Raw genomic sequence first — 13,621 nt, forward strand, 5'->3', positions numbered from 1 at the left:
TTGGGTAGGGTATTTGCAGACCGTCTGAACATGGTTTTACGGCTTCAGACGGCCTGATGTTTTAAAGTTTGCCGATAAATTGCGGCGGAACGTTTTCAGTTAACCATACGCCGTTATCCGCCAGATAAAATTGATGTCCTGCCGCAAGCATGGAGACAGTGTTGATGGTTAATACAAGCGGCTTGCCGTGTCGGGAGCCGACGTTGACGGCTGTTGCAGCATCGGCAGACAGATGGACAAAATGGCGCGAGGCAGAATGCAGACCTTGTTCCAATATAGACGGAACAGAGCGCTCAGCCGTACCGTGATATAAAATCTGAGGAGGCGTTGCCACTTTGTGTTCAACTTGAACTTGTGCCGTCGAATGACCTTGCGCCGCGCGGATACGTTTGCCGTCTTCAGAAAGGGTAAACCTTTTTTTATCGTTGTTTTCGACCACTTCCAATAATATTTCGTAGGTCAGCGGATTGCCCATAAAGCTGCGCTCGGGATGGTTTACCTGCGTCAGCAGGGTATCAATATCCACCCAGCCGTCTTTATCCAAAGTAATGCCGATTTGCTCAGGATGATGGCGCAAGATAAAGCTGAGAAATTTACTGATGGATTTTAGTTGTTTTTCTTTTAGCTTAAATTTAGGAGGGATAACTGAAGAGCTAGGTGATATATTCATAATGAGGTAAGTGATTATGTTTAAACTGCTAAATCCAAAGGTAGATCAGAAATGTCTTTTAATCTTTTGCCATTAACCATAATATAAAATAAATCCAATGCATCTTCATATCTTAATGCTTTTAGGGTTTGTTCTAGTTCATATAAAGCAAAATGGTAAACACAATCTATTTCTCCTGTACCTAAGGCGATAGATGAAATACGACTTGGTGTAGGTTCTGCTGTGACAACAACATGTGGCAATCTGCCTTTTCTATTTCTAACTAAATTCAATCCTTCAGAACGAGCATTTTGTGCTCTATCGCTACGAATAGTCCATTTACAGGAAATACTTGCATGAAGTAGTGGCATATTGTTATTTCCCATACGTAAACTGGCATATGTAGCAATATTTTCATCAACTAAAAAATCGTTACGATTAATTTCTTCATCTGCAATTAAATTTCTAGTAACGATAATATCAGGAGTAATTGTATAGTCACTACCCAAGGCTGCTGCTAATTCAGGATTTTCTTCAGCAGCCTTAGCTAGAGCTATTAAATGGGCATATTGCTGATAACGTGCGATTTCTAAACGATTTCTCGAACCAACTTGTTTAACATCCCAATCACCAGGTCTGATATGTTGCAACTGACAAAAAGCTGATTTTACAAACTCACTGCAAATAGCTTCGAAAGCATTACCTGATGTTTGACCAGGTAATCTTTCAGAAACTGTTTCTGAGTGCAATAAGTCAGCAATACCTTTTGCTATATTACAACTTCGAGTGTTATTACTGTCTGCATTACTAACCACGCCTTTATTATTGGTTGAAAGAACGTTACCATCTAACAATTTCTTATGGAAAATTCTTCGTTCTTGAGTAAAAAGCGGATTCATTTAATTTTCCTTTTTTAGGGCTTTAATAATTTGCCTGCCTACGGCTTCTGCCACTGGTGGAGGGAAAGCATTACCAATTTGGCGATACATTGGAGTTTTTTTACCGAAAAAGTACCAATCATCAGGAAATCCCTGAATGCGTGCAGTCATTCGTGCAGTCAATCGTGGCATACCTGAGAAATTCTCCGGAGGAGCATTATCCCAAAGTCCCGAACCGTCAACACCTAATTCTGCCCATGCGCGTTTTGAACGTGTAGGACCTAAATCTGCTCCTCCATGTTTTTTTGAACCACCAACTAAAGTTGGAGCAATTTGGTTAGCCTTCAAACTCCAATTATGTGCACCTTGCCAATTATTTTCTGACATTAAGTCAAATAATAGTTCCCCAACAGTTTTGGGCTGTTTCAAAATCGGTTCAGGCCATTTGAAAAAAACTGCATATTCTTTCTTCAATGCGACAAATAAAACCCTAGGTCTAAGTTGTGATACTCCATAATCAGCAGCATAGAGCAACTTCCATTGTCCAATGTAACCTAATTTAGCTAGTTGTTCAGTAATGTGATTGCGATAATCTTCAAATTTTGGATCAAGCAGCCCTCGTACATTTTCTAGCATTATGGCTTTAGGGTTGGTTTCTTTAGCTAGACGGATGGCTTCCGGAAATAAGTCGCGCTCATCATCTTTTCCTAATTGTTTACCTGCTTTGGAAAATGGGGGGCAAGGAACTCCACCGGCTAATAAATCGATACCTTTATATTCATGTCCCTGAAATAGTCGGACATCTCCTTCAATAATATTCCAATTAGGACGATTTAGACGTAGCGTTTGGCAAGCTGGAGATTCGATTTCAATCAGTGCTACATGGGAAAAACCAGCTCTTTCTAAACCTAGGGCCTGCCCCCCTGCTCCTGCACAAATTTCTAATGATGTAAATTGCATTATGATCTTTTATGTAAGTATCTTTGAGGTTATTTTATAAATTTTTAATTATCAAGGCCGTCTGAAAATTATTTATCTAATCCTTCTTGCACCATTTGCGCTGCGCGGATTACTGCACGGGCTTTGTTTTGGGTTTCCTGCCATTCGGATGTTGGGTCGGAATCGGCAACTACGCCTGCTCCGCTTTGGACGAATAGGGTATTGTTTTTAATCACGGCGGTGCGGATGGCAATGGCTAAGTCCATGTCGTTGTTGAAACTCCATACGCCGACTGCGCCGCCGTAGATGCCGCGTTTACTTGGTTCGACTTCTTCGATGATCTCCATGGCGCGGACTTTGGGGGCGCCGGAAAGTGTGCCTGCGGGGAAGGTGGCGGCGAGGATGTCCATGTTGGTCATATCGTCTTTCAGACGGCCTTCGACATTGGAGACGATGTGCATTACATGGGAGTATTTTTCAATCACCATTTTGTCGGTGACTTTGACTTCGCCGGTTTTGCTGATGCGGCCGACGTCGTTGCGTCCTAAGTCAATCAACATGACGTGCTCGGCAATTTCTTTGGCATCGCTCAGCAGGTCTTGCTCGTTGGCAAGGTCTTCGGCTGGTGTTTTGCCGCGCAGGCGTGTACCGGCGATAGGGCGGACGATGACATCGTCGCGTTCGCGGCGGACGAGGATTTCAGGCGAAGAGCCGACAATATGGAAATCGCCGAAATCGTAGTAGAACATATACGGCGATGGGTTCAGCGTACGCAGGGCGCGGTAGAGGGCAAGCGGATTATCGGTAAATTCCATGCTCATGCGTTGGCTGGGGACAACCTGCATGCAGTCGCCTGCAAAGATGTAGTCTTTGATTTTATTGACGCAGGCTTTGAAAGGTTCTTCGCCAAATTCGCTGACTGCTTGGGTTTGTTTGCTGCCAAGGGAAAGTGGGATGGCGCAACTTTGGCGTAGCTGGGTACGGATGTCTTCAAGACGTTTGCGTGCGCGTTCGTAGCCGTTGGCTTGAGACGGATCTGCATAAACAATCAGGTAGATTTTGCCGCTTAGGTTATCCACTACGGCAAGCTCTTGCGAGAGCATCAGGAGGATGTCGGGCGTACCGAGAGGATCGGCTTTGGCCGTATGTTTCAGGCGGTGGGAAAAATGTTCAAAATTGTAGATGGTTTCATAACCGAAGTAGCCGACCAAGCCGCCGGTAAAGCGCGGCAGGCTTGGGATTTCGGGCGTTTTGAAGCGGTTGTGGAAGGCTTCGATAAAGGGCAGGGGATTGCCGTCGTGTTGTTCGACGATTTCGCCGTTTTGATACACATCGACATGTTTGCCGCTGGTTTTGAGATAATGGCTGCAAGGCAGGCCGATAAAGGAATAGCGGCCGAAGCGTTCTCCACCGACAACGGATTCGAGCAGGTAGGTGAAAGGCTTGTTGGCAAGTTTGAGGTAGATTGAGAGCGGTGTGTCCAAGTCGGCAAGCAGCTCTTGAACGAGTGGAATGCGGTTGTAACCTTGTGCGGCTTGGGCTTGGTATTCTTGTTTGCTGATCATCTTGATAAGTCTTTCAGACGGCCTGTTTTAGGGTGTTAAATCGTGTGAAGAGTATAGCATTTTATTGGAATTGTTGACAGTCTGAGTGTTATGTCAGATATAGAAAACGCCGTCTGAAAAAGACGGCGCGAGGTATTAGGCAAGGGTATTGGAGATTTTGTTTTTCCGGCTTCTTTTCCACTTAAAGATATAAGCGGCAACAACCGGAATCAGGGCGATAATGGATTTGAATGTCCAGCCTGAATACCATGTGCCCTCGGGAACATCGCTTGCAAGCCAAGTGAAGTACGGCCACCAGCAGGCAACCAGGCTGCCGAGGAACAGCGGCCAAATATGACGGCTTAAGTTGCGTTGCCATAAAAGGAAACAGATGGCTGCCCAAACGAAAGTCAGTACGGTAATCAGGAGAATGGTGTAGGCATCTGAAATCAGGATGGCGGCAAAGTAGTAGCTGAGTGCGACCCATAATAGGGCAAGTATTAAGACGATGATTTCTTCCGGGCGTTTAAACATGATTTCTCTCTTTTGTAAGACTGGCAATGCATCAATACTATACCTTAAACAAGAAGCGATGGTAAGAGTCTTTCAGACGGCCTTGTAGCCGGGTTTGCTATAATGTGCACAATTAATTTTTTGGAAAGGACAAACCATGACGGCAAACTTTCAAGAAACGCTGAAGGCTTTGGGCAAACAGGCGAAAAAGGAAGCTGCGGAGCGAGAAGCCGAAGCGAAGGCTAAAAAGCAGGTAGAAGATGTTGATTTCAGTAAGGCAGTTGGTAAGGTTACGCCGTTGAAAAATGCCGGCAACTATTATGAACAGCCTCGTGATAAATCACCCATCAAGCCGCGACCTAAAGAAATGGCGACTTTGGAGCAGGAAGATTATTTTTATGTGGGCAGCGGCGGCTGGGAAGAACCGCCGGCTTCGTTCAGTAAAAACGGGCAGGGTAAAAATGATTTGATGCGTTTGCGAAACGGCCATTATCCCGTGGTGGCGGATGTAGATTTGCACGGCTATACGCAGGAAGAAGCGCAGCAGGTATTGAACGAATTTATTGAGTTTACGAAAAAACGCGGCGTTTGCGGCGAGATTGTCCACGGTAGCGGCTTGGGTTCTTCAGGCTATAAACCGGTTTTAAAAAATATGACGCGCCGCTGGTTGATGCAGCATCCTGATGTGTTGGCTTATGTCGAGCCCCGACAAGGCAATGATGGCGCAGTCAGGATTTTGTTGAAACGCCAACGCCGAGACGATGATTGGAAGCAGTAAAATAAAAAAAACAGTGTCAGTAAGATGACACTGCTTTTTATGTTTGTCAGACTAAGAAGATTTCTTTTTGGAAACCGATTCGCAACCTTTGCCATTGGTCATTGTAGTTTTGGATTTATCGGCAGAATCAATATCAGTACATTTGTAAGCATTGCCCAAACTATCCATCCAAACAGAAAGGGTATAGCCTGTTTTTATGGGAATAGCTTTCAAACGATAGGCCCGGCTTTTACTGGCATCAATCATTTTAGCAGAGTATTTGTATTTGTCTGCCAAATCTTTATGGCCTTTGTATGAGGAAATAAAGTCATCCAACTGAGTTTTAACCTCATCAGTTTTCCACTTTGGATTTTTAACCATCTGGTTTTTAAAAGCAGAATTGATGGCGACTAACTCGGCATGCGCTTGTGATTGGTAGCCGCGTTCAATGTAGCGGTTGTAAGAGGGAATGGCAATGACGCTCAGGATGGCTAAGATGGCGACGGCAATCATCATCTCAACCAGCGTAAAGCCTAGTTGTTGGGTAGAGGTGGTATTCATTTTATTATTCGCTGGCAACGTAAGACTGAAGAACGACTTGGGTATTGGCATTCTTACCCCATGCCTTGGCTGTAACACGGTAGGTAATTCGACCATCAGTAGTTTTGCCTAAATATTCGATGATGTAGCGTGGATTATTTACGATGCCGCTTTTTTTATCTAAAGGATATTCCGTACCATTGGCGTCAATACACAGGCTTTTGTCACATTTGCGCTTCCAAGCATCTACGGTTGGGCTACCCTCTTCAGTAAAATCGCCATTGGATTTTACGTTTGGTGTGGAACATAAACCTTTTTCACATTTTGCGCTAAAAGTAGTCTTTTTACCTTCAATATCAAAAATTTGATTTTCACCTTCACGCAATGCGGCTTCTGCCAAGGTGGTTGCCAGTTTGCGGTCGGCATCGTTGGTGCTGATACGCTGTTCAGTATTGTAGGACTGGGTAGCTGTGACCACGAGCAGGGCGATAACGACCATCATCATTAAAACGATAAACAAAGCATAGCCCTGCTGCCGGTCAGGTTTGATTAGAGTGATCGGTCGGCGCATACGTTTCCTCCGCGGATAGTGGCATTAATATTATAGATATCGACTTTATTGTCTTGTTCTTTTGATGGGTCAATACTGCCGTTATTCAGTACGATTTGGATAGAAGCCGGAGACTTAGCCTCAGCTGAGATATCCAATGCGTTTTTGTAATCAAATGATTCTGTATTGACTCCGCTGGCAGATGCATTTTCAGAATGAGAACATTCTGCATAGATATAGTGGATATCCATGGTTGTAATGCCTTTAATCAACAGCTGCGGATTACTCCATGATCCATCATTTGATAATTGGAAGCGGAACAAACCGCTCTCTTCGCCAAGTTTGCCGACAGCGTAGGCAATCATTTCATGTTTCATGATGGCGATACTGCCGTCTTGATCAGAGTCGTTAATTTTTAAAGCCAATTTTGCCGCAGCTAAATCTTTAATTTCTGTTTGAGGCTTTGCAATGCCTGAGCAGCTACTGACAATAGCAGTTTTTGCAGCAGGGTTTGCTTTGTCGATTCCATATTGAAACAGCAGGGCTTTGCCGGTTTGAGCAAAACCTGCATAGCCTAATTTATTGATTTCTTTAACTGGTAACAGCTTATTTACACCAGCTGTTTTCAATGTGTATTCATCCGAGCTTTTGTCTTCTATCACTGCAGAGGCAGGAAAATTCGACATATTGAAGCAGCCGAAATTGCCTGCCATACGCGCATCACGGACGATCATATTGGCGGTGTTGCGCAAATCTTGTTGGATACCGATACGGGTGTTGGCAGATTTGTTCAATCCGCGTGCAGTAAAGTAGGTGGAGCTGACAGCCATTAAGACGATCATGCTGAGCAGGCTGGCAACCAGAAATTCAAGGATGCTGAAACCACGAATGGCGGTTTTATTGGGAATATGGTTGAGTAAGCGTTTATTGTTCATTGTTAGTCTCTTACGCGTGATTGGTAGGTATAGACAACGTGATGCCCCGATTTATTGAGATTTTTTGCGCTATTTTCTTCTTCGACATCTTGCAACCATAAAACTTTAACGATGGTCGTGTCGCCTTTGCCATCGCATTTTGCGTTAAACCCATTTTCGTAAGTTGGCTCTGCACCGGAAGAATCTTTGCAGATGGTCGAGAAGACTTGGGCTTCGGGAAGGGCTTTGGCTAAGTCGGCTTTAAACTGGGCAATTTGAGCCTGTGCAAGTTGGGTTTTGTTCATTTTGGCTTCAAATTTTGCAGTTTGTTTAGAGTCGGATTTTAGATAGGCATCATAGGATTTTTTATAACGGGAGGTTTTTTCCCCCGTAGTATCGGTTTCTTCAGAGAGCGTTGGGTTAATGAGCATGCCTTCAATCAGATTTTGCGTAATTTGGGCGACGGTGGTTTGATTTTCAGACTCGCGCACGTTGGATACAGTACGCAGTTGGACAGCCAGAAGGGCCAGCACACCGATGGCAAGGACAAACATGGCAATCAAAACTTCAATCAGGGTCATGCCTGATTGAAGTTTTGGGGTAAAGCTTGATGAGCTCGTTTTCAGACGGCCTTTAAATAATCTGAGATGAGTAGGATTAGTAATGTTCATAAGATACCGTTGTTATTATTTGGAAGAGTATTCGCACATTTTGCGCTCATCGTTTTTAGCACAGATTTCGACATGCCCATTACCATTGATTAAAAGTACGGTAGCACGGGCTTTCTTGGTTTCAGCATCGGCGGCAGATTTATCTGTTAGGCTGATTTTGATGTGGCCGTCTGAAAATTGATAATTCTTACCATCGGTTGAATGGCCAAATGTACCATTGGGAAGAAATCTCCACCAGACTTCTTTTGAAGCTGAAGCAGAAAGGGTAGAACGGTCATTGCCGATAGGGATATAGTTGAAGCTGTATTCCACTTTGTCGGTGTCCCCATTGAGAATAATGGAGCGGATGGATAAATCGACAGTATCGTTTTGATAGCGTAAGTCTTCGTTTTTATCGGCGTAGGCCAACATACCATTACCGGCATATTTGGAATCGCAACCGTTATTGGGCGAGCCATCGGATTTAATTTTGACCGGGCAAATGTAAACGGGAAGATTGAGACGGACGGCCTCATTTCGCGCGAAGCGCAGCAGATTAGCAATTTGCTCTGCTTGCGATGCCGCACGTCTGTAGGCAATCCATTGATTCATATTGGGAAGTGCGATGACGGCCATTACTGCTGCAATAGTAATGACGATCAGCAACTCAATTAGAGTGAAGCCTTTTTGTGTCTGATACATGAGTGATTTTTGGTAGTAATGTGTTGGGGTAACCGACGTTTTCTCTTTTGCATTTGCCTGTGGCAATGCTTTTGCTTTTATTGGATTTATTCTAAACGATTTTGGAATGCGTGACTAATAAAATATGAAATTCGGTTAGTTTTTCAGATAATCTGTCTCAATCTTCCATCAACATGGATTCTGGAACATAGGCGGCATTATCAAATTTGGTAAATTGACCCATCCAAGTGAGGAATACTTTCCCGACGGGACCGTTACGGTGTTTACCGATAATACATTCCGCCAAGCCTTTTGCGGGTGATTCTGAGTTGTAGTATTCATCACGATACATGAACATAATCAAGTCGGCATCTTGTTCGATGGCACCGGATTCACGCAAGTCGGACATCATCGGGCGTTTGTCGGTACGCTGCTCAACTGTACGGCTCAACTGTGACAGGGCAATGACGGGAACTTGCAACTCTTTCGCCAATGCTTTGAGGGAGCGGGAAATTTCGCCAAGCTCGGAAGCGCGGTTGTCAGAACGGCCGGAGCCTGACATTAATTGCAGGTAGTCGATGACGATCAAGCCCAATTTGCCGTTGAACTGGCGCGCAAGACGGCGGGCGCGGGCTCGGAGTTCGAGCGCGGTCAAACCCGGAGTTTCATCGATATACATGGGTGCATCGGAGAGTTTAACGACCGCTTCGTTCAGACGGCCCCAGTGTTCGTCTTGCAATCTGCCGGTTTTTAAAACGCTTTGATCCAAACGTCCGACTGAACCCAGCATACGCATGACCAGCTGCGCACCGCCCATCTCCATAGAGAATACAGCGACAGGTAATTTGTTTTCTACGGCAACGTGTTCCGCAATATTGATCGAAAAGGCTGTTTTACCCATAGACGGACGGCCTGCGACGATGATCAAATCGCCCGGTTGGAGACCTGATGTTTTTTTGTCGAGGTCGATAAAACCTGTCGATATGCCGGTTACTTCATCAGGATTGTCGCGCGAATAAAGCATATCGATGCGTTCGACCACTTCTTTCAGAAGGTCGGGCATCTCAAGGAAGCCTTGTTTGGATTTGGCTGTACTTTCGGCGATTTGGAATACTTTGTTTTCCGCCTCATCCAAAAGCTGGCCTGCATCGCGCCCTTGCGGATTGTATGCGCTGCGTGCAATTTCCGTGCCGACTTCGGCAAGCTGGCGCATGATGGAACGTTCGCGCACGATTTCGGCGTAGCGGCGGATATTGGCAGCGGATGGCGTGTTTTGCGCCAGCGTAATCAGATAGTTGAATCCGCCTGCCGCTTCCAATTCTTCATTGCGTTCCAAACTTTCTTGAACGGTAATAACGTCGGCAGGACGGCTTTCATTAATTAGATTGGCAATCGCACGGAAAATCAGGCGGTGTTCGTGGCGGTAGAAATCCTCGCCGGAAACGACATCGGCAATACGGTCCCAAGCAGAATTTTCCAGCATCAGGCCGCCCAATACGGATTGCTCCGCCTCTGTAGAATGTGGCGGCAGTGACAATGCGCTGATTTCACGGTCTTCAGACGGCATATCGGAATAATTGCTCATGACGGGCATCTCTGGCTGGAAAATTGCAATCCACTATTATAGCGCAGTGTAAGTTCAATTGGTTTGTTTAGGCTAAAGCAGGTAAAATAGCAATGTTGTCGATTTGACAACACACACTACCAAAATATAAATATCAATAATTAGGAGCATAAAAATGGAACACAAGCTGCCACAATTGCCTTATGAACTGGATGCGTTGTCCCCTCATCTGACCAAAGAAACTTTGGAGTTCCACTACGGCAAACACCATCAAACTTACATCACCAATTTGAACAATCAAATCAAAGGCACTGAGTTTGAAGCAATGCCTTTGGAAGAAATCCTGAAAAAATCTTCCGGCGGTATGTTCAATAACGCTGCCCAAACTTGGAACCACACTTTCTACTGGCTGGGCTTTACCCCTAAAGGCCAAGGCAAACCTGCCGGCGAATTGGCTGCGGCCATCGACGCCAAATGGGGCAGCTTCGAGAAATTCCAAGAAGCGTTCAATGCCTGCGCGGCCGGTACTTTCGGCTCCGGTTGGGCATGGTTGGTGAAAACGCCTGCCGGTGAATTGGATCTGGTTTCTACTTCCAATGCAGGTACTCCGCTGACTACTGAAAACACTCCGCTGTTGACTTGCGATGTATGGGAACACGCCTACTACATCGACTACCGTAACAGCCGTCCTAACTACCTGAAAGGTTTTTGGGAAATCGTTAACTGGGATGAAGTAGCCAAACGCTTCGCCGCATAAAACGATATGAGTGAAAAGGCCGTCTGAAGAATTTTCAGACGGCCTTTTTGTCGATATGGGTGTGAAGAAATGGTTTAGATGAATGTTTTTTCTGTCGGATGCGCAAAATTATCATGGAGCAGAAAAAAGGATAAACGGGAGATTATGCTAAAATATTGTCAACAATTTTCTGATTTCGCATGATATGGAATCAGCGTTTGACACACATAGACAAGAGGATTTTATGAAATTTCTAGACCGTGAGGCGACCATTGCCAAACCCGGCTTTAATCGTTGGCTGGTACCGCCCGCTGCTTTGGCCGTGCATCTTGCCATCGGGCAGATATACGCTTATTCCGTGTTCAATGCGCCGCTGACCAAGCTTATCGGTATCACTGAGTCGGCTGCAGGAGATTGGAAGCTGACCACGGTGGGTTGGATTTTCAGTATTGCCTTGGCGATGTTGGGCGCGTCTGCGGCCATGTTTGGTACTTGGATGGAGCGCGTTGGTCCGCGTAAAGCAATGTTTGTTGCAGCCTGCTGCTTTAGCTTGGGCTTTTTTGTATCGGCGATCGGCGTCCATATGCACAATCTGTTTTTGCTTTATTTGGGCAACGGTGTGATTGGCGGGGTTGGTTTGGGCTTGGGCTATATCGGGCCTGTATCGACTTTGATGAAATGGTTTCCCGATAAACCGGGCATGGCAACAGGTTTGGCGATTATGGGTTTTGGCGGTGGCGCGATGTTGGCTTCGCCTTTGTCGGTATCGCTGATGAGTTTTTTCTCCAGTGAAACTTCGGTTGGCGTCGCGCAGACTTTTGTGGTTTTAGGGTTGTTTTATTTGGTGTTGATGATGTTTGGCGCGTTTACGATCCGCATACCTACCGATGGCTGGAAACCTAAAGGTTATGTTGCGCCGAAAAACAAAAGCAAATTGGTCAGCAGCAATCATGTTAATGTCTCACAAGCCATGAAAACGCCGCAATTCTGGCTCTTGTTTTGGGTGTTGTGTTTGAACGTGACGGCAGGTATCGGTGTGTTGGGACAGGCTTCCGTCATGATTCAGGAGCTGTTTTCTGAAACTTCTGTCGGTAAACAGGCTGCCATTGGTGCGGGTGCGGCGGCAGGTTTTGTGAGTCTGTTGAGCCTGTTTAATATGGGAGGCCGTTTTTTGTGGTCCAGCGTGTCCGACAAAATTGGCCGTAAGAATACTTATACTATTTTCTTTGTGCTCGGCTCGCTGTTGTATTTTGCCATTCCGTCGATTGGCGGGAGCGGTAACAAGGCTTTGTTTGTTATTGGGTTCTGCGTCATTATTTCCATGTATGGCGGCGGTTTCGCAGCGATTCCGGCGTATCTGAAGGATTTGTTCGGCACTTATCAAGTCGGTGCAATCCACGGCAGGATTTTGCTGGCATGGTCAACTGCGGCTGTTATTGGCCCGGTGTTGGTCAACTATATCCGCCAAAGCCAAATTGAAAGCGGTGTTCCGGCTGCTGAAGCTTATAGCATTACCATGTACATCATGGCAGGTTTGTTGATTGTCGGTTTGCTGTGTAACTTGAGTGTTCGTTCGGTTCATGAAAAGCATCACGAGAAAGACATTAAAGTAGCGGCACATAGCCGCAATCCCGATGATGAAACCGCTGTATCCGATGCCTATCTGATCAGTAAAAAAGTATCAGCGGGCGGTATCGGCGTATGGTGGCGCTGGGCTTTGGTCTGCATTCCTTTGGGCTATGGTGTCATTATGGTGTTTGTTAAAGCCTTAAGTTTGTTTAATTGATTGTTGAAAATTAAAGGCCGTCTGAAAGTTTCAGACGGCCTTTTTTCAAATGTTAAACAACTAATCTTTCGATACGCTGATGGTATGTTTGATGTGTTTTAAATTCGCAACGATGGTAAAAGTCATCATCACCAGTAAAGCCCATGAACTCCATTTGCTGATGTGTACCGATGCCCACGCGCCGATTTGGTTTGGATAGCGCCAAACGCCGAATAGGGTTCCCAAATTTTCCGCCAGCCAAATGAAAAATCCGATCAGGACGAAAGCGAGCAGGAGCGGCATTCTGCGAGTGGTGTCATAGGGCGTGTATAAGACCGTTGTCCGGGCGTATAGGCCGAGAGCAAAAGCTGCAAGATACCAGCGATAGTCACCGATATAGTGATGGGTGAAGAAATTGATATAAATCGCCAGTGCGCACAAAGTACCCAGCCAATACGGCGGATGACTTTTGATTTTTAAGTCAAACAGCCGCCATGCTTGAATGATATAGCTGTCGACTGCAGCATACATAAAGCCCGCAAACAGCGGTACGCCGCCGATTTTAGTGTAAGCCTCATCCGGATAGCTCCAAGACTGGATATCGCCTGATGTCTTGAACCACTCTAAAGCAAAGCCCACCAAGTGAAACAGCGTAATCGATTTCACTTCATCCCAAGTTTCCAGCTTGAAATACAACATGGCTGCTTGTACGGAGACGGCAAAAATCAGCAGCAGGTCATAGCGCGAAATTCCCAGCCAACCTGTTTTCGGAATGAGGAACATGGCAATGAAAAACAAGCCTGCAAATAAGCAGGCTCGTGCTTCTTTCAAACCGAAGAACCAAAATTCAACGATAAAGCGTCGCCAATCATGCAAATCCTTGCGTTTGGGATGCTCAGTCAGCCAAGTATCCAGTTTGCCTAACATATTTTCAGACGGCC

15 protein-coding genes are annotated in these 13,621 nt (G+C 45.6%); 3 read left to right on the plus strand and 12 right to left on the minus strand.

Annotation, left to right across the window (positions count from 1 at the left end):
* Positions 1–61: 61 nt before the first annotated feature.
* The 5 genes from ACTHTY_RS02280 to ACTHTY_RS02300 form a co-directional block, all read right to left on the minus strand.
* Positions 62–670, minus strand: a complete 609-nt coding sequence (locus ACTHTY_RS02280) for an RNA 2'-phosphotransferase (protein WP_440366331.1) — start codon at positions 668–670, stop codon at positions 62–64.
* 20 nt (positions 671–690) lie between these two features.
* Positions 691–1,548 (minus strand): NgoMIV family type II restriction endonuclease, encoded by an 858-nt coding sequence (locus ACTHTY_RS02285; protein ID WP_440366332.1) that lies wholly within the window; start codon positions 1,546–1,548, stop codon positions 691–693.
* Positions 1,549–2,487 carry a DNA cytosine methyltransferase gene (locus tag ACTHTY_RS02290; protein WP_440366333.1) on the minus strand — a complete coding sequence of 313 codons (939 nt, stop codon included), beginning with the start codon at positions 2,485–2,487 and terminating at the stop codon, positions 1,549–1,551.
* Between the two features lie 68 nt (positions 2,488–2,555).
* On the minus strand, positions 2,556–4,031 hold the full coding sequence (gene trpE / locus ACTHTY_RS02295) for an anthranilate synthase component I (RefSeq protein ID WP_440366334.1): 1,476 nt from the start codon (positions 4,029–4,031) through the stop codon (positions 2,556–2,558).
* A gap of 135 nt (positions 4,032–4,166) precedes the next feature.
* A complete protein-coding gene (locus ACTHTY_RS02300) occupies positions 4,167–4,544 on the minus strand; it encodes a hypothetical protein (RefSeq protein ID WP_107723135.1) in 378 nt (125 codons plus the stop codon).
* A gap of 136 nt (positions 4,545–4,680) precedes the next feature.
* On the opposite strand from ACTHTY_RS02300, the gene ACTHTY_RS02305 reads away from it, so the two are divergent.
* A complete protein-coding gene (locus ACTHTY_RS02305; RefSeq protein WP_107857143.1) occupies positions 4,681–5,301 on the plus strand; it encodes a Smr/MutS family protein in 621 nt (206 codons plus the stop codon).
* 51 nt (positions 5,302–5,352) lie between these two features.
* On the opposite strand, the gene ACTHTY_RS02310 is transcribed toward ACTHTY_RS02305, so the two are convergent.
* From ACTHTY_RS02310 to dnaB, 6 genes are all read right to left on the minus strand, one after another.
* The gene (locus ACTHTY_RS02310; protein WP_440366335.1) at positions 5,353–5,841 is read right to left on the minus strand and encodes a PilX family type IV pilin; all 489 of its coding nucleotides are present in this window, start codon (positions 5,839–5,841) and stop codon (positions 5,353–5,355) included.
* Positions 5,842–5,845: 4 nt separating this feature from the next.
* A complete protein-coding gene (locus ACTHTY_RS02315) occupies positions 5,846–6,391 on the minus strand; it encodes a pilus assembly PilX family protein (RefSeq protein WP_440366336.1) in 546 nt (181 codons plus the stop codon).
* Complete coding sequence (locus ACTHTY_RS02320) at positions 6,370–7,305, minus strand: PilW family protein (protein ID WP_440366337.1); 936 nt, start codon at positions 7,303–7,305, stop codon at positions 6,370–6,372. Before ACTHTY_RS02320 ends, ACTHTY_RS02315 begins: the two co-directional genes overlap by 22 nt.
* A gap of 2 nt (positions 7,306–7,307) precedes the next feature.
* Complete coding sequence (gene pilV, locus ACTHTY_RS02325) at positions 7,308–7,955, minus strand: type IV pilus modification protein PilV (protein ID WP_440345689.1); 648 nt, start codon at positions 7,953–7,955, stop codon at positions 7,308–7,310.
* Between the two features lie 15 nt (positions 7,956–7,970).
* On the minus strand, positions 7,971–8,636 hold the full coding sequence (locus tag ACTHTY_RS02330; RefSeq protein ID WP_440366338.1) for a GspH/FimT family pseudopilin: 666 nt from the start codon (positions 8,634–8,636) through the stop codon (positions 7,971–7,973).
* A gap of 157 nt (positions 8,637–8,793) precedes the next feature.
* The gene (dnaB, locus tag ACTHTY_RS02335; protein ID WP_036493702.1) at positions 8,794–10,200 is read right to left on the minus strand and encodes a replicative DNA helicase; all 1,407 of its coding nucleotides are present in this window, start codon (positions 10,198–10,200) and stop codon (positions 8,794–8,796) included.
* A 154-nt stretch (positions 10,201–10,354) separates the two neighbouring features.
* Between dnaB and ACTHTY_RS02340 the strand changes: the two genes are divergently transcribed.
* On the plus strand, positions 10,355–10,936 hold the full coding sequence (locus ACTHTY_RS02340) for a superoxide dismutase (protein WP_440366339.1): 582 nt from the start codon (positions 10,355–10,357) through the stop codon (positions 10,934–10,936).
* A 223-nt stretch (positions 10,937–11,159) separates the two neighbouring features.
* Positions 11,160–12,701, plus strand: coding sequence for an L-lactate MFS transporter (locus tag ACTHTY_RS02345; RefSeq protein ID WP_440366340.1), 1,542 nt, complete (start codon positions 11,160–11,162; stop codon positions 12,699–12,701).
* 60 nt (positions 12,702–12,761) lie between these two features.
* Here ACTHTY_RS02345 and ACTHTY_RS02350 read toward each other — a convergent pair whose 3' ends face one another.
* Entirely contained in the window at positions 12,762–13,607 is an 846-nt protein-coding gene (locus ACTHTY_RS02350) for a DUF817 domain-containing protein (protein WP_440366341.1), read from the minus strand.
* Positions 13,608–13,621: the final 14 nt, after the last annotated feature.

It is taken from the genome of Neisseria sp. P0019.S002, from assembly GCF_051957155.1.
GTDB classification, from domain to species: Bacteria; Pseudomonadota; Gammaproteobacteria; order Burkholderiales; family Neisseriaceae; genus Neisseria; species Neisseria perflava.